This is a genomic window from Citrobacter freundii complex sp. CFNIH9 (assembly GCF_002903305.1).
Lineage (GTDB): Bacteria > Pseudomonadota > Gammaproteobacteria > Enterobacterales > Enterobacteriaceae > Citrobacter > Citrobacter portucalensis.
The window spans coordinates 112,981-137,506 of record NZ_CP026241.1 but is presented as its reverse complement, the minus strand read 5'-3'; the positions used below and the strand labels follow the sequence as shown (position 1 = coordinate 137,506).

25 protein-coding genes and 3 pseudogenes are annotated in these 24,526 nt (G+C 44.3%); 18 read left to right on the top strand and 10 right to left on the bottom strand.

Going from position 1 to position 24,526, the window contains the following annotated elements:
- Positions 1-19 precede the first annotated feature (19 nt).
- From C2U43_RS26820 to C2U43_RS26800, 5 genes are all read right to left on the bottom strand, one after another.
- Positions 20-208, bottom strand: a complete 189-nt coding sequence (locus tag C2U43_RS26820; protein ID WP_007372207.1) for a hypothetical protein — start codon at positions 206-208, stop codon at positions 20-22.
- Positions 209-243: 35 nt separating this feature from the next.
- On the bottom strand, positions 244-1,248 hold the full coding sequence (locus C2U43_RS26815; RefSeq protein ID WP_233899716.1) for a hypothetical protein: 1,005 nt from the start codon (positions 1,246-1,248) through the stop codon (positions 244-246).
- Between the two features lie 20 nt (positions 1,249-1,268).
- Positions 1,269-2,476 (bottom strand): IS3 family transposase gene (locus tag C2U43_RS26810; protein ID WP_089617520.1). Its coding sequence is split into 2 segments (ribosomal slippage): positions 1,269-2,155 and positions 2,155-2,476, totalling 1,209 coding nucleotides; the frame shifts between segments, so codons are not numbered across the junction.
- An 88-nt stretch (positions 2,477-2,564) separates the two neighbouring features.
- Entirely contained in the window at positions 2,565-2,786 is a 222-nt protein-coding gene (locus C2U43_RS26805) for a hypothetical protein (RefSeq protein ID WP_233899715.1), read from the bottom strand.
- Positions 2,787-2,898: 112 nt separating this feature from the next.
- Entirely contained in the window at positions 2,899-3,297 is a 399-nt protein-coding gene (locus C2U43_RS26800) for a hypothetical protein (RefSeq protein WP_016241897.1), read from the bottom strand.
- A gap of 160 nt (positions 3,298-3,457) precedes the next feature.
- On the opposite strand from C2U43_RS26800, the gene C2U43_RS26795 reads away from it, so the two are divergent.
- The 6 genes and pseudogenes from C2U43_RS26795 to C2U43_RS26765 all read left to right on the top strand — a co-directional run.
- Positions 3,458-3,964 carry a hypothetical protein gene (locus C2U43_RS26795; RefSeq protein WP_007372203.1) on the top strand — a complete coding sequence of 169 codons (507 nt, stop codon included), beginning with the start codon at positions 3,458-3,460 and terminating at the stop codon, positions 3,962-3,964.
- A gap of 468 nt (positions 3,965-4,432) precedes the next feature.
- Positions 4,433-4,681 (top strand): annotated as a pseudogene (locus C2U43_RS26790) (transposase); the annotation flags it as partial.
- A 64-nt stretch (positions 4,682-4,745) separates the two neighbouring features.
- The gene (locus C2U43_RS26785; RefSeq protein WP_001254932.1) at positions 4,746-5,897 is read left to right on the top strand and encodes an IS30-like element IS30 family transposase; all 1,152 of its coding nucleotides are present in this window, start codon (positions 4,746-4,748) and stop codon (positions 5,895-5,897) included.
- A 9-nt stretch (positions 5,898-5,906) separates the two neighbouring features.
- A pseudogene (locus tag C2U43_RS26780) lies at positions 5,907-6,335 on the top strand (IS3 family transposase); the annotation flags it as partial.
- 672 nt (positions 6,336-7,007) lie between these two features.
- Entirely contained in the window at positions 7,008-8,516 is a 1,509-nt protein-coding gene (gene ltrA, locus C2U43_RS26770) for a group II intron reverse transcriptase/maturase (RefSeq protein ID WP_001189111.1), read from the top strand.
- 80 nt (positions 8,517-8,596) lie between these two features.
- A pseudogene (locus tag C2U43_RS26765) lies at positions 8,597-9,073 on the top strand (IS3 family transposase); the annotation flags it as partial.
- A 152-nt stretch (positions 9,074-9,225) separates the two neighbouring features.
- Here the strand turns inward: C2U43_RS26765 and C2U43_RS26760 are convergent.
- From C2U43_RS26760 to C2U43_RS26750, 3 genes are all read right to left on the bottom strand, one after another.
- A complete protein-coding gene (locus tag C2U43_RS26760; protein ID WP_016241518.1) occupies positions 9,226-9,651 on the bottom strand; it encodes a hypothetical protein in 426 nt (141 codons plus the stop codon).
- A gap of 13 nt (positions 9,652-9,664) precedes the next feature.
- The gene (locus C2U43_RS29920; RefSeq protein ID WP_032155219.1) at positions 9,665-10,093 is read right to left on the bottom strand and encodes a hypothetical protein; all 429 of its coding nucleotides are present in this window, start codon (positions 10,091-10,093) and stop codon (positions 9,665-9,667) included.
- A gap of 133 nt (positions 10,094-10,226) precedes the next feature.
- Positions 10,227-10,541, bottom strand: coding sequence for a hypothetical protein (locus tag C2U43_RS26750; RefSeq protein ID WP_009652923.1), 315 nt, complete (start codon positions 10,539-10,541; stop codon positions 10,227-10,229).
- Positions 10,542-10,755: 214 nt separating this feature from the next.
- Between C2U43_RS26750 and C2U43_RS26745 the strand changes: the two genes are divergently transcribed.
- Entirely contained in the window at positions 10,756-12,159 is a 1,404-nt protein-coding gene (locus C2U43_RS26745; RefSeq protein ID WP_001567368.1) for an ISNCY-like element ISKpn21 family transposase, read from the top strand.
- Between the two features lie 28 nt (positions 12,160-12,187).
- Here C2U43_RS26745 and C2U43_RS26740 read toward each other — a convergent pair whose 3' ends face one another.
- Positions 12,188-12,820: a DUF6904 family protein gene (locus C2U43_RS26740; RefSeq protein WP_001567369.1), complete on the bottom strand. Its 633-nt coding sequence runs from the start codon at positions 12,818-12,820 to the stop codon at positions 12,188-12,190.
- A 227-nt stretch (positions 12,821-13,047) separates the two neighbouring features.
- Between C2U43_RS26740 and C2U43_RS26735 the strand changes: the two genes are divergently transcribed.
- From C2U43_RS26735 to C2U43_RS26680, 11 genes are all read left to right on the top strand, one after another.
- A complete protein-coding gene (locus tag C2U43_RS26735; RefSeq protein ID WP_076611902.1) occupies positions 13,048-14,394 on the top strand; it encodes an ISNCY-like element ISLad2 family transposase in 1,347 nt (448 codons plus the stop codon).
- A 58-nt stretch (positions 14,395-14,452) separates the two neighbouring features.
- Entirely contained in the window at positions 14,453-15,256 is an 804-nt protein-coding gene (locus C2U43_RS26730; RefSeq protein ID WP_000589340.1) for a hypothetical protein, read from the top strand.
- A 13-nt stretch (positions 15,257-15,269) separates the two neighbouring features.
- Positions 15,270-16,631 (top strand): FRG domain-containing protein, encoded by a 1,362-nt coding sequence (locus C2U43_RS26725; protein WP_103286029.1) that lies wholly within the window; start codon positions 15,270-15,272, stop codon positions 16,629-16,631.
- Positions 16,632-16,783: 152 nt separating this feature from the next.
- Complete coding sequence (locus C2U43_RS26720) at positions 16,784-17,224, top strand: hypothetical protein (RefSeq protein WP_016239970.1); 441 nt, start codon at positions 16,784-16,786, stop codon at positions 17,222-17,224.
- A gap of 17 nt (positions 17,225-17,241) precedes the next feature.
- Positions 17,242-18,048, top strand: a complete 807-nt coding sequence (locus tag C2U43_RS26715; RefSeq protein WP_016239971.1) for a hypothetical protein — start codon at positions 17,242-17,244, stop codon at positions 18,046-18,048.
- A 365-nt stretch (positions 18,049-18,413) separates the two neighbouring features.
- Complete coding sequence (locus C2U43_RS26710; protein WP_045269655.1) at positions 18,414-18,818, top strand: hypothetical protein; 405 nt, start codon at positions 18,414-18,416, stop codon at positions 18,816-18,818.
- Positions 18,815-19,150 carry a hypothetical protein gene (locus C2U43_RS26705; RefSeq protein ID WP_045269657.1) on the top strand — a complete coding sequence of 112 codons (336 nt, stop codon included), beginning with the start codon at positions 18,815-18,817 and terminating at the stop codon, positions 19,148-19,150. The genes C2U43_RS26710 and C2U43_RS26705 overlap by 4 nt, the downstream gene beginning before the upstream one ends.
- A 16-nt stretch (positions 19,151-19,166) precedes the next feature.
- Positions 19,167-19,526 (top strand): hypothetical protein, encoded by a 360-nt coding sequence (locus tag C2U43_RS26700; protein WP_045269654.1) that lies wholly within the window; start codon positions 19,167-19,169, stop codon positions 19,524-19,526.
- 782 nt (positions 19,527-20,308) lie between these two features.
- Positions 20,309-21,241 carry a hypothetical protein gene (locus C2U43_RS26695; RefSeq protein WP_045269653.1) on the top strand — a complete coding sequence of 311 codons (933 nt, stop codon included), beginning with the start codon at positions 20,309-20,311 and terminating at the stop codon, positions 21,239-21,241.
- An 860-nt stretch (positions 21,242-22,101) separates the two neighbouring features.
- A complete protein-coding gene (parM, locus tag C2U43_RS26685; protein ID WP_009652920.1) occupies positions 22,102-23,139 on the top strand; it encodes a plasmid segregation protein ParM domain-containing protein in 1,038 nt (345 codons plus the stop codon).
- Positions 23,140-23,152: 13 nt separating this feature from the next.
- A complete protein-coding gene (locus C2U43_RS26680; RefSeq protein WP_009652914.1) occupies positions 23,153-23,539 on the top strand; it encodes a plasmid partitioning/stability family protein in 387 nt (128 codons plus the stop codon).
- 26 nt (positions 23,540-23,565) lie between these two features.
- Here C2U43_RS26680 and C2U43_RS26675 read toward each other — a convergent pair whose 3' ends face one another.
- Positions 23,566-24,282, bottom strand: coding sequence for a GntR family transcriptional regulator (locus tag C2U43_RS26675; protein ID WP_080940394.1), 717 nt, complete (start codon positions 24,280-24,282; stop codon positions 23,566-23,568).
- Positions 24,283-24,526 lie beyond the last annotated feature (244 nt).

The following is a 24,526-nucleotide window of genomic DNA, read 5'->3' as shown; positions in this document are numbered from 1 at the left end:
GCGTTTTATTTTTGTGTGCTTATTTACCATCCGTTTCATCATCTACTTTCTGAGTCATGATTGGAGGCGGCGCTTCATTATCAATTTTCCTACGGCCTTCATCGCTGAAGAAGATTTTCCAGATAAAGTGCCCGACAAAAAGGATTCCGCATCCTATAATCAGCGCCCAGTCGAAAGTGTCAAATGGTCTGTTAAAATAATCAAACATATAGTTCTCCAGGGTAGAGTTCGTGACTAAGCCCGTTAAACGTTGTGTGGATAATTGCTCCACCAGACCGGGCAATGCAATTCATTGTTTTTTTCAGACCATCCGGCATCTATGAGTAATCTCTTCACAAAAAATGGCTGGTTTCTGAAGATATCTGTAGAAATTGATGTAGCTTTAATGACACTTCCTTTTTCACCAGGTTTTGTTGGTTTCTCGTAACGCGTTATACCGATATGCTGTAGACGTGACCTAATCGCGCCATCTGTCCTATTCATTTTCTTGGCAATCACTTCTATTGAACGATGCTCAGATAGAAGTGTAATTAAAAACTTATAGTTTCCACATACCCATTTGGCTGGTTTTTGTGGTTCTCTTTGGTTCCGTTCAGGCACTGATCTTTCCTTAATTTGTTGTGGTTTTTCACTATCACAATCAATGTCAGTTCTGGCCGGGTAATTTGAAATGGTTTTATCTGGTACGGTTTCATAGATAATTTCATTAAGCACTATATGCTTGCTCCACCAATCTGGGGCGGTAAGGTCGAATCCATCAATGTGCCAGCCGAATTCGATTAGTGGCAGGACATCAAGAAAACGTTTTTTTGATAATTTCGCAGAACTTATTTTTTTATTTAACCATATAACCGTACTAGATGAATCGTCTTCAGCGCCCACGGTAATCATTCCAAGCTCTATAAGTTGCTGAAGAGTGGATTGATGGCTTCTTAAGGTAAGCTCGGCAAGTGCCGTTTTACTGATACCATGTTGTATCGCCTTAAGTAAGACCCGAGTATCGTCAGGAGTCCACGGTTTACCGGTAATGAGGTGTGAAGATGTTTTCTTATGTAGCTGATCAGTATCCTCATCTTCGGGTACTAACAGGCTTGTGTTTCTTGTTCGCCACCATTCTGGAGAGTACAGAACATTTTCACCATTTATGCAGTGTGCTACCCATCCATTATCTAGCAGGGTTTTAAGAGTTATACCTGAAGCTGGTTCAGCCGGTGGCACTCTGATTGAAGAGTGATCTTGACCCTCCATCTCCGAACAGCTTTTGTATCTTAAGTTAACGATGTCCGCTGCCGCCGGTATTCCCTCGGGGAGTGATATCCCAGCGCGCTGTGCGGGTGGTTTTCATTGTAATGCGTGAACGCTACTGCAAGGTTTCGCAGTGCTGTTCTCACATCCGGTTTTGGCATGAACGCGATATAGTCTTCTTTCATCGTTTTCACGAACCGTTCGGCCATGCCATTACTCTGCGGGCTGCTCACCGCTGTTGTGCAGGGCTCCAGATTCAGCTCTCTCGCGAACCTCCGCGTTTCATACGCGGTATACGCTGAACCGTTATCCGTCAGCCACTGCACCGCTGTGTCGGGCAACCTGTCGCCGAAGCGCTTTTCCACCGACCTCAGCATCACATCCTGCACGGTCGAACTGTCATAGCCTCCCGTGCTTGCTGCCCAGTCTATGGCCTCACGGTCGCAGCAGTCCAGCGCGAACGTTACCCGCAGTTTTTCGCCGTTGTCGCAGCCGAACTCGAAGCCATCTGAACACCAGCGCATATCGCTTTCTGCCACCGCTATCTTGCCCTTATGTTCACGCTTCGGTCGCTCTGGTTTGTGATGCAACAACAACAGGTTATGCTCGCTCATTATCCTGTAAAGCCGTTTGGCATTCACAGGTGGCTGTCCCTCTGTGCGACGTTGCTTGCGCAGGATGCCCCACACGCGTCGATAACCATAACTCGGCATATCGCTGATAATGTTGAGGATAGCCGACAGTATTTCTGCGTCTGCTTCTTCATTACGCCGGTTACAGCGCCTGTCCTGCCAGTCGGCAGAACGGTTAATCCGCAGTGACAGTTGCGCACGCGACACGCCCATGGTCCGGCTGACCATGGCTATTCCCCGTCCTTTGGCAACAAGGGCGCGTGCGCTATCCATTTTCGCGACTGACCGTACTCCACGGCTTCTTTCAGGATCTCAACTTCCATCGTTTTCTTGCCCAGAAGGCGCTGAAGCTCCCGGACCTGCTTCAGAGCAGCAGTAAGCTCAGAAGCAGGAACGACTTCCTCTCCAGCCGCAACGGCGGTGAGGCTGCCTTCCTGATATTGCTTCTTCCACTTAAACAGCAGGCTGGGCTGGATACCATGCAGGCGGGCGACATGGGAGACATTCATACCCGGCTCCATCGTCTGCTGGATAATGGCGATCTTCTCCTGAGGAGTTTTACGTTTACGGACTTCTTGCCCTAACAGGATCCCGGTCATCTCAAAATTGGCGTTAGTGTTAGACATATATTCAAGCCTATCTCTTATCTGGAGATACAGCTACTGTCCGGTGTTTCAGGGGGCTACATCACACTCTGATTGAAGAGTTAGGCTTGAGGGTAATTTCGTTAGGCTCGGAGAGATTTTCTCTTATGAGAAGGTATAAATCCAACTCGATACATCTTAACTGGATTATCCTTTCATTGTATCCAAGAATGGACGTAAGCGCTGCAAATGAGTAACCATCCTTAAGCCCTTTTATAAGCTTCAGATCTTCAGCTGGTGACCATGACGGTAATTTCTTCTTCATTCACTTGCCTTAGAGTGAACTAAATATTTCTGATATTACTTGTAAATCAATAATTCTTGAATCGAGAATGGGGGCGTTTTGAGGTGTATAAATCGCACTTAGACTCGACCATTTAGTATCCGTGGTTGAAGAGCTCCTCAACTCCAGCATTTACGACATCCTGGTTTCCAGGGATGTAACGTGGCCAGCCTTCTACCTCTTTGATGTTCTTAACGATAACTCCTTCGAAGCCAAATTGATCTGCCGATATATCAACAATATGGAATTCATCGTTGTTGGAGATCTCACACCAGTAATGACCGAACCCGCCATACATAGTGAATAACCCGCCGTCAGATTTCCCATCGCCACCTCTAATCACAGCTGATAACCCTTTGCTATGTGCCAGACGAGCTAATAGCAGACTGGCAAATAGGCATGTGCCCGTTGTGTCATCGGTATCACAGTCAGCGAGGATACCGTTCAGTAATGCCCGTGCTTCAGTCGCAACATCATTAATGAGGTTTTTCATCAGGGTTACTTATCGCAAATCGGTTTCAGGGGATTCTGCCAGACAGGCCGTAGCGTGACAATTTTTTATGACCCCAATAGGGGGCGAAATTAACGGGTCTTAGAATTTCGTCACCGATGAATGTTGCGTTAATCTTTTTTTATATAAAGAGGAGCTAACCATGAATAAAATGAAGTACAGTGCAGTATTGAATGAATGGAATTTTAAGTATGATTCTGCTGAAAGATTCGGTGACTCACACTTTCTTTATATCCATAATTTCATGAACGATCAGAGCCAGTTACTTGGTATTATCATAGCTGATTTTTTGAAGGTTCCTCAGATAGAACTTCTTCCTATTCAGACCGCCATAGATAACCTTGTAAGGTTATTAAAGGTTCAGACATCCAGGTCGTTAACGTCTGATGAGGGTGTTGATCTTGCTCAATTCCTCACTCAGTACCTCAGACAGACACAATCTTATGCTGCGGTTTCAAGTATGTGTCCGGTTGGTCAAAAGTTGAATTTTTTCCTGAACATCTACCCAAGAAAAGGTAATAAAGAGTTTTCTTTTCGATTATTCGCAATCACCACACTCAATGAAATTACAAGCGTGTCTGAATTTGTTGAAATGGCACATAGTACTCAACAAAGTGATCTGATTAATAATCCTGGTTATTTTGTTTGATTACTAAATAATTCCATATTGAAATCATTAACCATCACTTAACAGTGATGGTTTTTTGTTTTATTTCAATTATCTTTTTGTTCGATATGACTATCTGCTTTTTATAATCTGATTTCACTTACTATCATGCTGATACTACTAGGTAAAATGGTCGTGATGACTTTAATTCATGCTATTCCATTGAGATTTGTGTTTACAATCAATAAAAATATTGTTAATAAAATGTAATCCTTAACATAAATCAACATGGATATGGAACCTACACTACAATGGCAAAGAAAAACATACATCAGGAAGAGATTGTATTCGCGAAGAAACAGCTTGTTCTCCTTGCAACATTAAAAGGGAAGGTAAGTGAATTGATTCTAAAGTGGGAAGGGAACATTGGAGCTGAGACTCCTGACTTGAATCGCCACGGGTTTAACAGACACCTCAGAGTCATTTAAGATGGCTTAAAGAGAGGTGCCCATGAGCAGTAAGCGTTATCCCGAAGAGTTTAAAATTGAAGCAGTCAAACAGGTTGTTGATCGCGGTTATTCTGTTGCCAGCGTTGCAACACGTCTCGATATCACCACCCACAGCCTTTACGCCTGGATAAAGAAGTACGGTCCGGATTCTTCCACTAATAAAGAACAGTCAGATGTTCAGGCCGAGATCCGCCGTCTCCAGAAAGAGCTGAAACGGGTTACCGACGAACGGGACATATTAAAAAAAGCCGCTGTAGATTCAATTGGTCAACGCAACAGTTATGTGAAAACATGGGGTTGCGGAGGTTTTTTGAATGAGACGAACATTTACAGCAGAGGAAAAAGCCTCTGTTTTTGAACTATGGAAGAACGGAACAGGCTTCAGTGAAATAGCGAATATCCTGGGTTCAAAACCCGGAACGATCTTCACTATGTTAAGGGATACTGGCGGCATAAAACCCCATGAGCGTAAGCGGGCTGTAGCTCACCTGACACTGTCTGAGCGCGAGGAGATACGAGCTGGTTTGTCAGCCAAAATGAGCATTCGTGCGATAGCTACTGCGCTGAATCGCAGTCCTTCGACGATCTCACGTGAAGTTCAGCGTAATCGGGGCAGACGCTATTACAAAGCTGTTGATGCTAATAACCGAGCCAACAGAATGGCGAAAAGGCCAAAACCGTGCTTACTGGATCAAAATTTACCATTGCGAAAGCTTGTTCTGGAAAAGCTGGAGATGAAATGGTCTCCAGAGCAAATATCAGGATGGTTAAGGCGAACAAAACCACGTCAAAAAACGCTGCGAATATCACCTGAGACAATTTATAAAACGCTGTACTTTCGTAGCCGTGAAGCGCTACACCACCTGAATATACAGCATCTGCGACGGTCGCATAGCCTTCGCCATGGCAGGCGTCATACCCGCAAAGGCGAAAGAGGTACGATTAACATAGTGAACGGAACACCAATTCACGAACGTTCCCGAAATATCGATAACAGACGCTCTCTGGGGCATTGGGAGGGCGATTTAGTCTCAGGTACAAAAAACTCTCATATAGCCACACTTGTAGACCGAAAATCACGTTATACGATCATCCTTAGACTCAGGGGCAAAGATTCTGTCTCAGTAAATCAGGCTCTTACCGACAAATTCCTGAGTTTACCGTCAGAACTCAGAAAATCACTGACATGGGACAGAGGAATGGAACTGGCCAGACATCTAGAATTTACTGTCAGCACCGGCGTTAAAGTTTACTTCTGCGATCCTCAGAGTCCTTGGCAGCGGGGAACAAATGAGAACACAAATGGGCTAATTCGGCAGTACTTTCCTAAAAAGACATGTCTTGCCCAATATACTCAACATGAACTAGATCTGGTTGCTGCTCAGCTAAACAACAGACCGAGAAAGACACTGAAGTTCAAAACACCGAAAGAGATAATTGAAAGGGGTGTTGCATTGACAGATTGAATCTACAGCGGCGTACTTCGCAAAGCTGTCCGACTGAGGTACGCCTTTATCCGTGACAACACCTGTTGCTGGCCTGTTCGCCTGCTCTGTCGGGTGCTGGATGTTCATCCCAGTGGTTTTTACGCCTGGCTTCAGCAGCCGCATTCACAACGCCATCAGGCAGACCTGAGACTGACAGGACAGATTAAACAGTTCTGGCTGGAATCGGGATGCGTCTATGGTTATCGTAAAATCCATCTGGATCTGCAGGACAGCGGGCAACAGTGCGGAGTGAACAGAGTCTGGCGACTGATGAAACGTGTCGGGATAAAGGCTCAGGTCGGATACCGGAGCCCGCGGGCACGTAAAGGCGAGGCCAGTATCGTGTCGCCCAACAGGCTCCAGCGACAGTTCAATCCGGATGCTCCGAATGAGCGTTGGGTAACGGATATAACCTACAGTGTGCCCGGAGTTCAGGGCGGGCATGGATGCTTAAATGAACCGCGAGTCTGTCTGGAATATTGAACCGGTAACTCACGATGAGAAACCCAACAATCCCACCGGGTGTGACGGTGGAGAACCTGAGCGGCAGTGACCTGCGGCATGCCCGCAGGGTGATGTAACCCGCTGACAACGGGGATTGAGGCGAGATCACTAAGCCGAGATGATCCTCAAGGTTAAGTACTGAAAGGCTGAAGAACATGAACCCGTTAATCCGCCTCTGTGGGTTGAAAACGTCACCACGGCCTACGTGATCTGACAGGCCGTGCAGGAGGAACTGGCAGTGATACGTAAGCACTGCCGGTCGAAGGTGTTTTGACATGTATGCGAAACACCGGGGCAGCAGCGTCTATCACGCTTGCGTTGCTGACTTCTGCCAACTTGCGGCAAGCAAGGATAAAGAGTGCGACGGGCAGCCTCCTCAGTATGCCTGAGTCCAGGCAGGTAAACCGGGGAAGGTCAGCGACGGATGTTAAGGGGGCATGGCTCCGATGACGCGCTGGCTGGCGGAGCTTCCGTAGTAGTCCGCGATGGGGAAAGCCCATTACATGGCGAAGGGAAGCAGTTTGAATGTGTTTGCGACGTGAATTAACTGACCTAACGAGGTGAAGACCTTTGATAATCAGCGAAATGCAACGCAAGCTTGCCACATGGGCAGCCACCGATCCGTCCCTACGGATTCAACGGCTGCTGCGTCTGATAACACAACCAGAATGGCTGGCTGAAGCGGCGCGGATCACGCTTTCATCAAAGGGGGCCCATACCCCCGGCGTTGATGGCGTGAACAAAACAATGCTACAGGCCAGACTGGCTGTTGAGCTGCAAATCCTCAGGGATGAATTACTCTCAGGCCACTACCAGCCCTTGCCCGCCAGACGGGTTTACATCCCTAAAAGCAACGGCAAACTGCGACCACTGGGTATCCCCGCGTTGCGGGATCGTATTGTTCAGCGGGCCATGCTGATGGCGATGGAGCCGATATGGGAGAGTGATTTTCATACGCTCTCATATGGCTTCCGGCCTGAGCGCAGTGTCCACCACGCGATCCGCACGGTGAAATTACAGCTCACAGACTGTGGTGAAACCCGGGGACGCTGGGTGATTGAAGGCGACCTGTCCAGTTACTTCGACACCGTACATCATCGACTGCTGATGAAGGCTGTACGCCGCAGGATCAGTGACGCACGTTTCATGACTCTGCTGTGGAAAACCATCAAGGCGGGACATATCGATGTCGGTCTCTTTCGGGCGGCCAGTGAAGGTGTACCACAGGGCGGTGTTATATCGCCGCTATTATCGAACATCATGCTGAATGAGTTCGATCAATACCTGCATGAGCGCTACCTGAGCGGGAAAGCCAGAAAAGATCGGTGGTACTGGAATAACAGTATCCAACGGGGCCGAAGTACGGCGGTCAGAGAAAACTGGCAGTGGAAACCCGCGGTGGCGTACTGCCGCTATGCCGATGATTTTGTCCTCATCGTCAAAGGCACCAAAGCACAGGCGGAAGCCATCAGGGAGGAGTGTCGGGGTGTGCTCGAAGGCAGTCTGAAACTCAGGCTGAACATGGATAAGACTAAAATCACCCATGTTAATGACGGCTTTATCTTTCTGGGGCACAGGATCATTCGCAAACGCAGTCGTTATGGCGAGATGCGAGTGGTCTCAACGATCCCGCAGGAGAAAGCCAGAAACTTCGCCGCATCGCTGACAGCACTGTTATCAGGCAACTACAGTGAAAGCAAAGTCGATATGGCTGAACAACTCAACCGAAAACTGAAAGGCTGGGCCATGTTCTATCAGTTCGTTGATTTTAAGGCCAAAGTCTTCAGTTATATCGACCGTGTCGTGTTCTGGAAGCTGGCTCACTGGCTGGCCCGCAAATACCGTACAGGTATCGCTTCCCTGATGAGGTGGTGGTGTAAATCACCGAAACCGGGTCAGAGCAAAACGTGGGTTTTATTTGGTAAAACCAATCACGGCAAGCTCAGCGGCGAAATACTGTACCGGTTGGTGGGGCAAGGCAAGAAGCTGTTCCGCTGGCGGCTACCCGAAGGTAATCCCTATCTGAGGACGGAGACCAGAAACACGTATACATCGCGCTTTACAGAAGTGGCAATGGCGTTCGCCAGCATTTAAATGGAGAGCCGGATGCGCTGAAAGGTGCACGTCCGGTTCGGGGAGGAGAGGCAGGGAAATAGTCCGACTACGCCCTGCCTCTTACTCTACTCAGAACCCACGAAGGCTGGCTGTATCTTGCCGTGGTTGTTGATCTGTTCTCACGCAAAATTATCGGCTGGTCCATGCAATCCCGGATGGCAAAGGACATTGTCCTGAACGCACTGCTGATGGCTGTATGGCGGCGTAATCCCCAAAAACAGGTGCTGGTTCATTCGGATCAGGGCAGTCAGTACACAAGCCATGAGTGGCAGTCGTTCCTGAAATCACACGGCCTGGAGGGCAGCATGAGCCGTCGCGGTAACTGCCATGATAATGCGGTTGCAGAAAGCTTTTTCCAATTGTTGAAACGCGAACGGATAAAGAAAAAGATCTACGGAACGCGGGAAGAAGCCCGCAGCGATATTTTTGATTACATCGAAATGTTTTATAACAGTAAGCGTCGGCATGGTTCTAGCGATCAGATTTCACCGACAGAATATGAAAACCAGTATTATCAACGGCTCGGAAGTGTCTAGATTATCCGTGGCGATTCAACTATCATCTTTTAATGAACCAACTTGAGTCAGTAGAAAAGCAAATATTTTCTAAGATTGGTGCTTGGAAAAAGACATCTTTGCTTTGAGTGTCAGTGAAGAAAAACTTTATGAACAAACTTAATCCTCCTGCTTTATGTAATTCTTTTTTTACCAGGGATTTCTAGGAGAATCTTAGTCCATAACCCATCTGTCATAAAATCAATTATCGAGTCTGATATCATGGCTTTATTTGCAATTCTTTGAGCAGTGTAAATTGCCTGACTTTTATCTTCGATAAAGATGCCATGAGGCACTAGACTAACATTATCTTCGGTTTTCCTTGCCCACATGCGGAGGCGGTAATCTATTATGTATTCGTCATACTCTATCCACAGATGAGGTCGAATTATCTGGCCAGTTCCAGCCAACGTTACTTCTCCAACGATGCGCTGGTGCGGTATACAGAATCTATCTAGCAGGCAACTTACAACCATAGTATGACCATCACATTCGAGTGGAAGTACATCATATTTATGTAACAGCTCGCAGACATAAGCAACTTCAGGGGTTATGAACATTTACGGCCTCATATTAGACGGGGAGGGTGCTTAATTGGTCATTAAGCCTAAGTGATGATGGAGCCCAGTAGCCGGAACCGCACATCCACCGTTCACCAGGAAATGAAAAACCCTCTCTGATAAGAAACTCCCTAAGTTCGGTGCTGATGACATTCTCAACCTTTAAGATGTAGTTATTTGTCTCAGCTGCTTCTTTTAATTTCGAGAGTAACTGTCTGAAAAATCCTTTGCCTGGGGTCTTCACTGAAATGGTTGCGACTACCAGTACCGACGAACCGAGGTATGACATTTTTCCCGTCCGGGCACGGATGTATAACTCATCTACTAACTGAAGACCTTGAACCTTCATTGATTTTGAATGAAAGATGCTTTTTTTTGCTTCAACCATTAAGTGAGTGAATGATTGAAGGATCTTATTGATGTCTCTGTCATGACAACTCATATAATCACCAAATTAAATCAGCATAATAAATTGCACAGTGTATAGCGTAACTTTTCAATAAAGTTGATGCTTTGAAATAAAAGCAACAATACATAATCTTTGTGTCTTATTGACTAAGGTTGTTATGTAATTATCAGAGGTTTTTAATCCTTTCTAAAGATGCTAGATATGCTTCATAGTTATCTCCAAATTTTTTCTTTGCCCGTCTTACTCTCATCTTTTCTGCCAGTTCACTCTTATGCTCGGTCTGGTATTTTTTATTGTTTTGGAGTTTTACACCTGCACCGGAACCGGCAGCATAATTTCTGTTTTTATCGCTAATGCACAACTTGCATTTACTTTTAAGGCCAAACTTACCCTTAAGTTCCTTACCGAATTCTTCGAAGGGTTTAACCTGATTGCATCCTTTACAGCGTTTGCACCCAGAGGGGAGATCTTCATTAGCCATGTCTAGTTCCAGTGGTTAAAGGTAATGAACTGCATTTTACTGCAAACAGGCACTTCCAACCATAAAATCGACTACTTAACCATAATTCAACATAAGGTTCATTATGCGCACTTAGATTGTAATGGCTCAATAGTAATGTCCGCCTGTGGCTCAATTCAGATGTCCGCGCTATGGTAAGCTTCACTGGTCCGTTTAAACTACCGGGAGGCATATCATGAGCGCAGAAAGCTCAGGAGTGTTTACTTTGAAAGAGATCAACCGGATCAAGATTATACAGGACGTCATTGAACGTCGCATCACAACGCGCCGTGCGGCCGAGCACCTCGGTATCAGCGACAGGCAATGCCGCAGACTTCTTGCCCGTTACCGTGAAGGCGGACCGCTTGGTATGGCCAGCAGACGATGTGGCATGCGTGGTAACCGCCAGTTGCCACCCGGGCTCGCAGATCAGGCTCTGGAACTGATCAAGACGCGTTATGCTGATTTCGGTCCGACTCTGGCGCGTGAAAAGCTCGAAGAACTCCACGGACTGTTTCTTGGCAAAGAAACTGTCCGGCGCATCATGGTGCGGGCTGGCTTATGGGTTCCCCGTAAACAACGTGCCGCAAGGATCCCTCAACCACGGTACCGGCGTCCGTGTACTGGTGAGCTGATACAAATAGATGGCTGTGATCACGACTGGTTTGAAGGCCGTGGCCCGGCCTGCACCGCGCTGGTCTATGTTGATGATGCAACCAGCAAACTGATGGAACTGTTGTTTGTTAAATCGGAGTCCACGTTTTCTTACTTCGAAGCCACGCGGCGCTATATCGATAAGCATGGTAAACCGCTGGCACTGTACAGCGATAAAGCCGGTGTTTTTCGTGTTAACAATAAACACGCCACAGGCGGAGACGGGCATACTCAGTTTGGGCGAGCCATGCATGAACTGAACATCCAGACTATCTGTGCAGAAACCAGTCCCGCCAAAGGGCGTGTAGAACGAGCTCACCTCACTTTACAGGATCGTCTGGTCAAAGAGCTGCGGTTACAGGGCATTTGTTCAATGGAGGCTGCAAATGACTTCGCTGAGGCCTATATGGCTGACTATAACCGCCGTTTTGGCAAAGTACCGCGACATGATTTTGACGTACACCGTGCTGTAGAACATGATGAGGACCTGGGGCTTATTTTCACTGTTCGTGAAAAACGTAAAGTCTCAAAATCGTTGACGATACAATATGATAAAATGTTGTACCTGATTGAAGACAGCGAACTGAGTCGCCGTGCAATAGGTAAATATATCGATGTGTATCACTATCCTGATGGCAGAAAAGAGCTGCGCCTGAACGGTACGCTACTTCCCTACTCTACCTACGACCGACTGTCAGAAATCGACCAGGGCGCGATTGTCGATAACAAGCGTCTTGGCCGAACCCTGGAGTTTATCAGTCTGGTGCAGAGCAAGCGGGATAACACGCGCTCTCAGTCAATTCCCGCTGGAGATGGCCCTTCCCGACGACGGCCAAAGCAGGAAGGGAAGAAATCCCAGCGCTCACTGGATAATGATGACATGCTCGAAGCACTCAAACAGCTTCAGTCACGTTCAGAGGACATTTTTGGTAAAAGAGCCCGCTGATGGTACTCACTGGCCGGACAGTGGTTGCTCACCAGTTGATATTGTCCGGCCAGACCCATGATGTATTATTCATTTCGTTCAGCATCTTTATGTCCTGCTTTTCACGGGCATACTTACCCCATAATGAATGAAAAGAACGAACAATACTGATTAACTGCTTTTTTCTTTGCTCCGGAGATAGGCTGATAAAATAGCAGCACCTGCTGTCAATATTATCCTCAATGAAATTAAAATCAGAGTCTGATGCATATTTTACTGTTAGCATAATATCATTCGACGTTGTTCTCTCAGACTCTGTTAATGCTGATTCTATCAGGTATTCAAAGGCATACATGACAGACAGCTGGTTTTTGTCTGTCTGAATATAACCCATTGAGTTTCTGAGTATTGAGGACTGTACCAGGACCAGAGGCCATAAAAGCTCAACACCATAAAGCTTATATGTATCATGTTGATCATACTGATGTTGCTCAACACGACGATTACCTTCCCGTGCTTTACGAATATCATAGGCAAGGGATAACATAAATCCGTCTTTAACTTTAATCAGTGGGCTTTCATCCACGATGTAATGAATGAGTTCATGTAATTCATTCAGGGCTTCTGAATCTCCCCACAGTATAAAACCTGCATTGTTCGGCGTTAACTCGTATCGAAGCATGGGCTCAATCATCCTGTTGTTTCAGTCGGAGGAAAGTCTATCAGTAAAGAGAATGAGAGATCAAAGTGGTCATTTTAATTGAGCTGGATAACGGACATTTCAATTGAGCCTTGACATTAGATTGTTAGAACCATTTAGTAATGTCACTTTTTATCCAGATAGAAACGTCACCTTAGAGTAAGCTAAACTGAATGCAATTCTAAGGGGCTCAACGCATGTTGGTGACCATGTCAGATAAAGAGATCCACCGCCTACCGGTGATACAGGCAGTTTGTGAAAAGCGTCTACGCCGTCGTGATGCAGCATCACAGCTTGGCATTTCAGAACGTCAGGCGCAACGACTTATCAATCGTTACCGAGTTTCTGGTGCTGAAGGACTTGTCAGCCGCAAACGCGGCCAGCCCAGCAACCGCCGGTTGACCGAATCTCTCAAACTACGAGTACTCACGCTGATACGTGAAAACTACAGTGACTTTGGGCCCACACTGGCCGCAGAAAAACTCAGAGAGCGCCATAATATCCGGCTTTCAATCGAGACCGTCCGCAACTGGATGACGTCTGACGGACTCTGGGTCCCGCATGCTCGCCGTAAGTCACGGGTTTATCAACCCCGACATCGGCGTGATTGTCTGGGTGAACTTATCCAGATCGACGGCTCCCACCATGACTGGTTTGAAGGCCGTGCGCCAAAATGCTGCCTGCTGGTCTTTATCGATGATGCCACCGGGCGTCTGATGCATTTGCGGTTCAGCGAGTCAGAAACAGCCTTTGACTACATGCTGGCAACCCGGGAATACATCGAGCAGCATGGGAAGCCGGTATCGCTGTACAGTGACAAACACGCAATATTTCGCGTCAGTGGTCCGGAGAAACGCAATACCACCGTTACCCAGTTCGGACGTGTGCTTTATGACCTGGCAATCGAGCTTATTTGTGCCAACAGCTCTGAAGCTAAAGGCCGCGTGGAACGTGCGAATCAGACACTTCAGGATCGGCTGATCAAAGAAATGCGTCTGGAAGGTATAACCGGCATTGAGGCCGCAAATGCCTGGCTTGCCACTTTCATCGCTGACTTTAACAGCCGGTTTTCACGACCGGCTAAGTTCCCCAAAGATTTGCATCGTCCGGTGCAGGAAAGCCCCGATGAATTAAGAGACATCTTTGCCTGGCATGATGTTCGTACCGTGTCGAAATCACTGACCTTCCAGTACGATAAGATCCTTTATCTCATGGACACCACAGAAGAAAATAGCCGTCTTGCCGGTGAAAAAATTAAAGTACTGGATTATCCCGATGGCACCCTCGCCTTCCTCTATGGGCACCGGAGCCTTAAGTGCCAGGCATTTGATAAGCTGGCCTGTGTCGACCAGGGGCAGATTGTTGATAACAAACGTCTCGGGACTGTACTCCGACTGGCTCAGGTAAAACAGGATGAGCGGGAAAGCGAAGGCAAACGGGAACGAAGCAAAAAATCGCCCAGCCGTAAGGCTCAGGTGCGCATCCAGGAACAGCTCCGGGCTATCAATCCCGTTCTGGCAGACCCGAGCTTGTTTGTGGCAAGTTCAAAGCGATAGAATCGACCATCAGTGCTGCAAAGTACCGGAACAGTGAGTCCCCAAAAGGATACTTGAGATGATTAAATTCCCGACTACAAAGCGCGTTGATTTGTATAAAACTGCTGTCAGCTCTGAGCAATTACATCTAGATCTGGTTGCGGCTCAGGAGTTCATGTTCGATGCCTGGGAAAATGATGACCTGGAAGTTGTGCTGAAACTCATCAGAAAAGCTATCAAGAAATCCCCGCTCTGTGCTGACGCATACTCATTCTACTGCGAGATATCTCAAGAACCTCCTGAGTCAAAAATCGGGAAGCTGGAGACTGCTTTGTACGCAGCCAGCATTGCACTTGGCGAGGATTTTCAGGAGTTCGCAGGACGTTTCTGGGGATTTGTCGAAACACGTCCATATATGAGAGCAAAAGCAGCTTTGGCTGAGGCCTTATGGGAGTCTGGTAATTTTTATCCGGCTATGGCTCATAGCCGCGAAATGCTGAAGCTCAACCCGAACGATAACCAGGGGATTCGTCATTTATTAGCGAACTATTACCTTGAGCTTGAAATGGTGGATGATCTGGCCTTGCTACTGGACGATTATCCTGGGGATATGCGTTCGTTTTTTCAGTATACACGCGCCCTACTCGCCTACCGACAGTCATCCCCGGATGCCGATGATATCGCTAAAGCTGCGATTGATTCTAATAGACACATCCCCGGCTTGTTATCGAAGTGCAGATTACAGATCAAGTCTAACAGTGGATATATCACGTTAGGTGGAATGGATGAAGCCATTTATTATGTGAATCATAATATAAAGCCTTGGATTCGCACCTCTGGCGCAATTGATTGGATTGTAAATAATTCATTAAGTAAAATATAAGGATTTAGTTTTAATGTTTAATCTAATTATGGGCGGAGAACCTGACTATTTTGAACATTGGCCCATGTATGAACGGGTTAGTGGGAGTTGTGATTTTCCTATATCACGTATGTTAGAAGGCACCTCTGATGACATCCGGTTGAAGTTAACGCCTTTGAATGATAAAGCATTATCTTATATTGAGAAATTACCTACGCTTTTTATGTCAGAACTTTATTCCCGAGACAATGTTGAATACATTACTTTGCGACTTGGTGTAATTTCAAATCTACGAACAGTTAACAAAAATGTTGAGTTTGATTTCAGAATCACTCACTCACAAGATGATGTCGTAGTGATAAACAAAGAGTTATATCAAACAGCTTTAGAATTAGGTGCATATGGGCTGAAACGGACTCACTGGGGAATAAAAGCACGTGATTTAAATCAAACATTAGCACTTCTAAATATAACGACAAGAAGTACACCACTTCCTCCTACTGAAGCACTTCCTGATGAAGTTGATAACTACCCAATAATAGATAATGTTCAAAGTTTCATGGCGCGTGTTTTAGAACAAGATCATGAAGAAGATGCAGAAATATTTTATCGTGGACATTCTGATGTATCTTACGAGTTGGCTCCATCAGTTTTCAGGAAAAACAAAAAAGGTAACTTCAAGCATTTGCACAGTGAATCAAATTTAGTCCGTGAAGCCCTAACAGCAAGGCCAACTGAGTTTGTTGATGATAAAACAATGCTAGACAAGTTAGTAAGGATGCAACACTACGGACTACCAACTCGTTTGTTGGATATAACATCAAATCCACTAATCGCTCTGTATTTCGCTTGTTGCGACATTAGTAATAATGAAAATACAAATGAGGTTGATGGACATGTTATTATTTTCAAAACAAAAAGGGATCGTATAAAATTCTTTGACTCTGAAACAGTAAGTTGCATATCAAATATATCAATGCTAAGTCAAACACTGAAAGATCAGCTGGATTGTAAAATGGACAAGGAGGCTTTCAATAAAACTGAAGCTTGTCAAAAACTCATACATTACATTAAAGATGAAAAACCTTATTTTAAAGATGTAATTATACCATCAGATTTGGAAAGGTTAATTTTCGTTAAAGGAAGAAATAATAATGAAAGGATGTCATCACAGTCAGGTGCATTCTTATTATTTGGGAATAATGCTGTTTATCCCGATTTAGTTTCAAACCCTGATGATGCTATGCAAGAGTTTAAAGTAGAAAAAATAGTGATCAGAAACAAAGCTAGAATACTTAAGGAACTCGCAAGGTTAAACATTACAGATGCGACAGTTTATCAAGGCATGGAAAGGACAATGAAACTAATTGCGGCCAAATTTTCCGCAGGAGATTGATCTTCATGTGGTTTTTTGACACACTAGCCTGTCGCTACTGGCATTGGTCCCTTGTATGCTAAGCATATGAACTCTGGTGTGTGTTGGACAGGAGCAATTAACCAGTCGTATAGTAAAATTTGAATGTAAAAATATAAAACAAGGAGTTGAGAATGAACCCCATTACTTTGAGTGAAATGAGTGATGAAGATGAAGAGGTAAAAATCATTTCTTCATATGAACCTCAAGATGATGAGATTGCGATCGTTTTTGATAGTTCAAAAATTACTGGAGGTAATGCACTGGATTTTTTCCAGTTCACCAAGCAATCACATTCTAATGTTAAAGTGTACGGAGATTCTAATGGTGTTTCGTACCTGCAATTAAACAGTATAACGTTAGCGTTAGGCACTTTCTTTGCCACATCAGTAATGATACCTTTTTTAGTAAATCTTGTTTCAAATTATATTCAGAAAAAAATTGATAACTTTGGAACTAGAGATATAGACGTTAAAGTCTCTATAATTAAAAAAAATAAATCAGGAAAACATGTGAAATACACTGTTTCTGGAAAAGTAGACGATGTTTTAAAAGTAATTAACAAAATCAAATAAAAATCTATATAGATATTATGAATATTCACGAAAAGTTAAAGCGTTGGATGTGTATTACTCAAGAAGATAGTGCTATTCTTGATTATCTTAATGCTGAGTTAAAAAAAGCTCAATCCTTGAGCTTGAATAATGAATCAAACAGATTGTTTTTATACAAAACAATTTTACTAGCCCATTTAAAATATATTCAAGTCATTAATTTACTTACAAGAGGTGATTTTTATGAAGCATGGGTAGAACTTGAAAGGATAGAAATAGATTTAATACATATTAAAGAAAATAATGAGTTTCTGCCTGAGGTTAATTTCTATGGTGTTAACTTCTTAGCGAGAATGGTATGTAATTGGCAGGCGTTATTCCCATATAAAATCTTCGGTAGTTCTCGTGAAATAATAAAAGAAGTGAAATGTTCAGTATGTAATACAACCCGTAGTTTTATTAATGATTGTGGTCATGTTAAAAATAAACTTTATAATGGAGTTCTTTGCTTTGATGAAGTGATCGATTTTGAATTAATTACTTATGACATAGTTAGTAATCCCGTTAACAAATGTAGTGTTTTTTTCTCCAATGATGGTGATCATTATAACTATTCAACTTTAATTAGTGTTGTCAAATACATACAATCCCCACATCAAATTTTCAATATTACGACCTGGAGATTTAAGGCGAAAGAACATGATGGAGTATTATCGCCAGAAAATATTTGTCCATGTGGAGATTCTTTAAAAAAATATGCAGATTGTTGTTTGCCACGTAATGGTATTTATAAAAAACATATAGATATTTGGTTTCCCTTCCCGTTGAATGTAGAACCTATTTAGAACCAGATATTCAATAACTAAAGATCCCGTTGACACAGATATTTCCATATTAAGATGTTTTCGTTATATTTTTATTCCAGTCTTTCATATTTAACTTTTGCTTTATTAATTGGTTGAGTGGGATAACGCAGCAGTCACATTAATATGATTACATAGGCTGAAAGTGCCCTTTCTATCTTGCACAAAGAGGTGACATTTTAAACTTGCTTTGACAAACGTAGATAAAGGCTGAATCTGATGTTTTATGGTCATCCTTGTGCTGGCTGTGTTGCCCGTACTCTCTGTTGCGCATAACGATTGAAATGTCTTGCGGCCTTCACTGAGATTACCGGGCGTCCTGATAATTTTCTTAGGACCTGATTCGAATGAAACGATTGATACCAATCCTTACCTTTGCCGCCAGTATGACCATTCCGGTTACTGCAATGGCAGACAATATTGTTTGTCATGATGGCTGGAGCATTGAGCGACACGTTACCGGTAGTGCCAGTAGTGGATTCATGAGCTACATGAAAGACGCTGGCGTCATAAAGTTACTGCATCACGGCAAGCTCATCTCACAAAAACGTATTCAGGATATTCAGCAATCGGTGTATCAGACCAGTGGCGCTCCACTTGTTAACTACGAGTTTGATGTTGATGAAAACAGTTTCTATATCCTTGCTCTGGATATGAGCACTCAGGGTGCATCAGGTGGTGAACCGGATATCAAGCTTTGGGGTACTGATGCAATGGGAATTGATTGTATTTTACAGGGAGGTGCTGAATGAAAAATTCAACCACCCTTCCCTTATTGATATCAATCGCCGGTTTGTTATTTGCAAATCAGTCACTGGCGATTACGCAATCACAGATGCAGATGAGAGTGACTGCTACATGTGATTCTTACGCAAATTTTTCCAGAATTGCCAACCCGGATGTTATTTATGGCGCATGTATAACCGGAGCCAGGGACGCAATACAGCATCGCAATTCCGTCTGTGAGAAGAAAATAAAGAAATTTAATAAACAGACGGAAAACTTACGAGGAATGGAACGAGCCGAGCATATTGAAGTTACTCAGGCATATCGCGCCGGATGCAACACTGGAAAACAAAACTAAAAAGGAATACAAAAAAATGAACAGTTCATTTTTGACAAAACATCTTTCAAAATTAACGCTCGCTATCAATCTTACAATAACCATACTGATTTGGCTCTATTTTATTGGAACTGACAACCCGTCATGGTATTCGATACTTCAGGGGTATGCTTTCATCAGCTTTGATACGGCAAAAATCATTATCACCGTTGTCTGTGCTGCATGGATAATCAAAAGCATTACATCCTATGAGCTAAAAACAGTTCTGTTTACTCAGGCGGACATTCAGAAGGAAATACTCAAAGAGCTTCAGTTATTAAGAAATGGAAAGCAAATGAATAATGCCGATGCCATGAAAGATGATTTCAGGATAGACTTTGATAAAGTAGATTGCTGATATTTCTCTGATGCTGACATGTAAGGGTCTTCATTTTGGTGGAGATTCTTATTTTTTTATTCTGATTCTTTGTTAACTCAAGCCGTATGGCTCTCCTGCGGAGGGCTTAATATTGGGATAATATTGAGAGGTTCAGAGTAAGTACAGAAAACCGATTAAGAATAAATATATCATAATAAGGGTTTAACCCCGGTTGGCGATTTGGCGATGGTAGCATGGATATTTGAATCTGTAAATTGATTATATTTATTTTTATTTTACCACCCTATCGGGTGATTCCGGCACAGCACATCAGCATAACCAGAAGCATATAACGCGCTACAGGCCATCAGGGGAATGCAGTCGGTGCAAAGCCATACTTCAGCCCTGAAACAGCCCACAATCACGCCAGTGCAACCTCCGGTCACAATCTGCACTAATTTCATTTAACTGTATAAATGAACAGTGGTGCATATGCCGGAATCCTGCCATCAGACAGACTCTGCACACCCTGCCCTGACCCGTATTTACAGTGCCTGTAGCGCATTCTGAGCGCACCAGTGCATGATAAGGCAGGGTGCTGAGCCTGCTTTGTGACAACCTCAGATTACTGCTGACAGAACGACACGATACCTGTCACATTGCATTGTCTGTATTATTTTAAATTTTATTTTTTTGAATGGATTCTTAAATTTAATTCCTGACCTCCACCCGGAGTGCTGGCCTGACAGAAGTTAAAGGGGAAAAACAGGACCCGACCCGATTCTTTTTCTCCCTCCAATTCTTTACTCAGGAAATATTAAATGACGCTTTTTCGAAACAAGAGATACCACCAGAACTACAACCATAACACGTTATTTCCCGGTGCTGTATTTACCACGAAGCATAATGGTGAATGCTCTGTTCTTGGTCGCTCCGAAGATAAATCAAGACGCGGATATTATGTTGTGCAATTTAAAGACAGCGGCATAATCAAAGAGGCCTACGGTACGCATATTAAATCAGGTGCAGTCTCAGGTGACGCGTTCCCGTCCTCAGAAGATGAACGAATAACACTGTTGATGAAGCCCCGTTATTATGATGTGGGATATATTGGAAATGGAAAGCATTCCACAATTGAAAACACCCGAAGCCATCAGAGAACAAGAGCGTTCATTCTCTGGCATAATATGTTGGCAAGGTGCTACATGACAGTTAAAGGGAAACAATATTTTAAAGGATATAAGGGAGTGACGGTTTGCGAAAGATGGCATAACTTCCAGCATTTCTGCGATGACCTTCCAAAACTTAATGGCTATGCCCGCTGGAAAAATAACCCCGGAGAATATGAGTTGGATAAAGATTTTTCACATCGTCGTTTCTATTCCCCGGACACAGTTTCTTTCATCAGTACAATGGAGAATGCAAAGGAAGCAGCATTACGACGCTCAGCAATGAAGATACTGAGCCAGCATTATCACGAAGTGAATAAAATACGAAATGAAATAGTTATGGATACGGAGGATGAACTTAAGAAAAACAATATTGTTTATGAAATTGCATATAACGGGAATACTAAAATCATTATCTCAGAAACACCCTATGGTACGGTGGCATTCTATCCCCTGACCAGAAAGATTCAGCGAAACAGTTACATGACGGAGGGTGATACACAGATTTATGTATCCTACCTGAACTGGCTCAGGCTTCAGTGGGAAATCAGGAATCCCTTCATTAACTGCATTGCTGTAAAATGATGATAATGCTATAAATAGCTGCACTATATACTTAACAAATAAACATCAGGGCAATCTGTAAAATCTGAGTTTCAGTGATGTTGCTGCATCAGAGACGATATTAACTGTCTGAAAGTTCATCGCTGAAGGCTAAATGTCTGCACTTCATGCAGCCATTTAACATGTTCAATACATTAAGCGCACCAAGGTAAGGTGTTGATTGTTAAGGGTTTATCAGGGGGTTCTCTTGACTTGTTGGTATCCTCGGACTCAGGCTGTTACGTATCCTGTGACTAACTGAGCCCCGTCCGTGGTGACCAGTTAACAGATTCTCCAAGGAACCTTGTTAACGCTGCTTTAGCATACTGAGGCTTTGAGTAGTATCTGGGAAACCAGCCATCATAAGTTTGTGTGCCATTGCGCCGGTATTCTGGCCTGACTGACAGCTTACATCCATTACCATCAGTAGAAATACAAAAAGTGTACCCATCAACAGAATCAGAAGTAAGCAGAATGGATGTCATTGGGGATACCTCATTATTGAACTAACCAGAAACTACAATGGTGATCCGACATGGTTTCCTCGATTTTACCGACTGAGCTGTCATATAGCGATACCTTTTATTCTTAGGTTCTCTTGCAGTATTGGCTATCGATTGTCACAATTTAGTCTGGTGGCACTGGTTCATTTTTCGGGTGGTTTGTTACTTTTTCCGTTGGTGTTCCAGGGCTACCGACCTCTGCATGTACGTATACATCCCTCTTTCTCGTTTACCCCGCCAGATTTCAATCCGATAGAATCGTTCCTGTTTTACTCACTCGTAATTCACTTTTCATAGTCATTTTGTGGACATTAAACGTGCGCTACAGGTGCGCATTCCTTGCTTCAGGATGGCTTACTATCTAAAATGGCAGAGATTTTTGATACTTTTGAACATTTTAATGAGGTATATACCATGATGAACATCGCTTGTGATGACGGCTCAACGAACGTAAAACTTGCCTGGATTGAGAATGGTGAAATCAAAACTCATGTTTCGCAGAACGCCTTCCGCGAAGGCTGGGCTACTCCACTCGCATTTGGTGGTAAAACTATCTACAACTATCTCATTGATGGGCGGAAATTTACTCACGACATTGGTTCAACATCTGCAATTACAACAACGCATACCTCTTTCCAGTTCGACGCTGTAAGTCGCGTAGCAATTCATCATGCCCTTTTGACTTCCGGTCTTGAGCCACAGGATGTTGAACTTACAGTGACACTGCCGGTGGCCATGTTCTTCACGAGCGATGCGCAGTTGAACGAAGCTAATATTGAAAAGAAAAAGGCCAACGTTATGGGCCCAATAACCCTGAATAATGGCGAAACTTTTCATGTTGTAAAAGTTAACGTAATGCCTGAATCAGTACCTGCGGCTGAATATCTGATTGATCCTAAAACAACCACGCAGCTTACACGAACCCTGGTTGTCGATCTGGGGGGAACAACCCTAGACCTGGCCATCATTCAGGGGGCAATGGAGGGCATATCTGATATCTTTGGCAACAGCGATGTTGGCGTTTCACGAGTGACAAAAGCTGTTATGGCTGCGCTCCAGGATGCCCAGTCTCCAAGTAGTTATGCCATTGCGGATATCATCATTAAAAACCGTCATGATAGAGCGTTGATTGCTTCTGCGGTCAATGATCACTCTAAAATTGATGCCATCATTGACGTTATCGATTCTGAGTCGAAAAATCTGGCCGAAGCTGTTGCAGCTGATATACGTCGTCAGAACAGCGTCCACAAAATCATACTGGCCGGGGGCGGTGCTGAGCTCATCCATTCTCATATTGTCGAACTATTCCCTAAGCTGGATGTCATCAAAGCGCCTGACGCGCAGCTCGCGCTCGTCAAAGCAATGGCAAGCGTCTAAACGAGGTTATGTGATGGAAGAAGATAAACGTTTACTCGTCTGGCTCCGCCCCGGCAATAATCCAGAAGACGGTAAAGCTCTTGATATTATGGAGCGCTTACCCCGCCGATCCCGGGGGGAATTTTACCGTAAGGCACTGGTAATTGCGTCTGCCTTGCATGAGCTCGACCCTCGGTTAATAAATTTGCTGGCCGCACAAACCACGACATCGTTTAATGCCGAAACGCTGAGCAACATTCTGTCGCAAACGCTGGGCATTGCCGTTGAACGGAATTCTTCACCAGTGGAAACCCAGGCCACAGGTATCCGAGCAACAACCATCATTGATTCGGATAAGCCTGCTGAGCAGAAAGAACCAATTCCTAAACCCTCCCTGATGATGCAAACCCTCAAACGTTGAATCCGAACCGGCTACTAGTAGCCGGTTTACTCACCTTGCTCGGTTAACAAGCTGAGATAGATCCGCAACCCCTTATCCAGTGACTCTCTAATGGCATCTGCTGCTGCCCCTGCATCCCTGTTTGAAAGAGCGAGTTCAAGCGACGAGAAAAATATTGGCCATTTATCCTCCGAGTCAGATTCGAACGTGTAACTCAGAGTTGGCCACAGGTTAATCCACAGTTGGGTTACAATTTTGAAAAACTCAGGCAGACCGGCGTATATGTAAAGCTTCAGCCGCAGAGTGAGGTTTAGCTGGTGCGCCAGATAAACATCCCTACGTTCATATGCGGAACGCAGCTTTTGGCACAAAGACAGGCATTCTTCAAAGCCATTGGCATCCATTTTCAGTACGGCCTTTTCTGCCAGTTCTGGCTCAATCAATCGCCTCATTCTCATGTACTCGTTGAACTGCTCACTGGTGATGATGGGAACAAAAAAGGCATGTGATGGAGTCAAAGCAAGAGCACTACTGGCAGACAGACGTATCAGGCTTTCACGGACGGGCGTGACGCTCATTTTCATAGCATCGGCGATGTTTTTTGTTACCAACTTATCACCGGGCTTGAGGTAGCCGAGGATAAGGGCGCATTTAAGGCGATCTTCAACTCGTCTCGTTAAGCTAGGTCTGCCTGACGGAGAGTAACTAATTAGTTCCGGTAAATTCCCGGGGTTTTTGAGGAAGCTTTTGTAATCATCAATCATATATCACTCATACTGAACTTTTTGACCACATAGAAAACAGAATATTTTTAATCACACTACATAGTAAGTAGATCCCTCTACCTACATATTTCAAATAGTTCCAGTATGCACATCCATAAACTGGCATCCGCCAGAACAGAGAAGGTAAACGGTTATCATTCGTTTTACTCTACCAGCATGTCTTACATTTTCAATAACGGATCTATTACTACCCATATTTTATGCTTAACAGAATCCATTATAG

Bases quoted from the DNA above. Each gene is read 5' to 3' on its own strand.
- C2U43_RS26820 (WP_007372207.1), bottom strand. From the start codon at position 208: ATGTTTGATTATTTTAACAGACCATTTGACACTTTCGACTGGGCGCTG.
- C2U43_RS26815 (WP_233899716.1), bottom strand. From the start codon at position 1,248: ATGGAGGGTCAAGATCACTCTTCAATCAGAGTGCCACCGGCTGAACCA.
- C2U43_RS26805 (WP_233899715.1), bottom strand. From the start codon at position 2,786: ATGAAGAAGAAATTACCGTCATGGTCACCAGCTGAAGATCTGAAGCTT.
- C2U43_RS26800 (WP_016241897.1), bottom strand. From the start codon at position 3,297: ATGAAAAACCTCATTAATGATGTTGCGACTGAAGCACGGGCATTACTG.
- C2U43_RS26795 (WP_007372203.1), top strand. From the start codon at position 3,458: ATGAATAAAATGAAGTACAGTGCAGTATTGAATGAATGGAATTTTAAG.
- C2U43_RS26785 (WP_001254932.1), top strand. From the start codon at position 4,746: ATGAGACGAACATTTACAGCAGAGGAAAAAGCCTCTGTTTTTGAACTA.
- ltrA (WP_001189111.1), top strand. From the start codon at position 7,008: ATGCAACGCAAGCTTGCCACATGGGCAGCCACCGATCCGTCCCTACGG.
- C2U43_RS26760 (WP_016241518.1), bottom strand. From the start codon at position 9,651: ATGTTCATAACCCCTGAAGTTGCTTATGTCTGCGAGCTGTTACATAAA.
- C2U43_RS29920 (WP_032155219.1), bottom strand. From the start codon at position 10,093: ATGAGTTGTCATGACAGAGACATCAATAAGATCCTTCAATCATTCACT.
- C2U43_RS26750 (WP_009652923.1), bottom strand. From the start codon at position 10,541: ATGGCTAATGAAGATCTCCCCTCTGGGTGCAAACGCTGTAAAGGATGC.
- C2U43_RS26745 (WP_001567368.1), top strand. From the start codon at position 10,756: ATGAGCGCAGAAAGCTCAGGAGTGTTTACTTTGAAAGAGATCAACCGG.
- C2U43_RS26740 (WP_001567369.1), bottom strand. From the start codon at position 12,820: ATGCTTCGATACGAGTTAACGCCGAACAATGCAGGTTTTATACTGTGG.
- C2U43_RS26735 (WP_076611902.1), top strand. From the start codon at position 13,048: ATGTCAGATAAAGAGATCCACCGCCTACCGGTGATACAGGCAGTTTGT.
- C2U43_RS26730 (WP_000589340.1), top strand. From the start codon at position 14,453: ATGATTAAATTCCCGACTACAAAGCGCGTTGATTTGTATAAAACTGCT.
- C2U43_RS26725 (WP_103286029.1), top strand. From the start codon at position 15,270: ATGTTTAATCTAATTATGGGCGGAGAACCTGACTATTTTGAACATTGG.
- C2U43_RS26720 (WP_016239970.1), top strand. From the start codon at position 16,784: ATGAACCCCATTACTTTGAGTGAAATGAGTGATGAAGATGAAGAGGTA.
- C2U43_RS26715 (WP_016239971.1), top strand. From the start codon at position 17,242: ATGAATATTCACGAAAAGTTAAAGCGTTGGATGTGTATTACTCAAGAA.
- C2U43_RS26710 (WP_045269655.1), top strand. From the start codon at position 18,414: ATGAAACGATTGATACCAATCCTTACCTTTGCCGCCAGTATGACCATT.
- C2U43_RS26705 (WP_045269657.1), top strand. From the start codon at position 18,815: ATGAAAAATTCAACCACCCTTCCCTTATTGATATCAATCGCCGGTTTG.
- C2U43_RS26700 (WP_045269654.1), top strand. From the start codon at position 19,167: ATGAACAGTTCATTTTTGACAAAACATCTTTCAAAATTAACGCTCGCT.
- C2U43_RS26695 (WP_045269653.1), top strand. From the start codon at position 20,309: ATGACGCTTTTTCGAAACAAGAGATACCACCAGAACTACAACCATAAC.
- C2U43_RS26680 (WP_009652914.1), top strand. From the start codon at position 23,153: ATGGAAGAAGATAAACGTTTACTCGTCTGGCTCCGCCCCGGCAATAAT.
- C2U43_RS26675 (WP_080940394.1), bottom strand. From the start codon at position 24,282: ATGATTGATGATTACAAAAGCTTCCTCAAAAACCCCGGGAATTTACCG.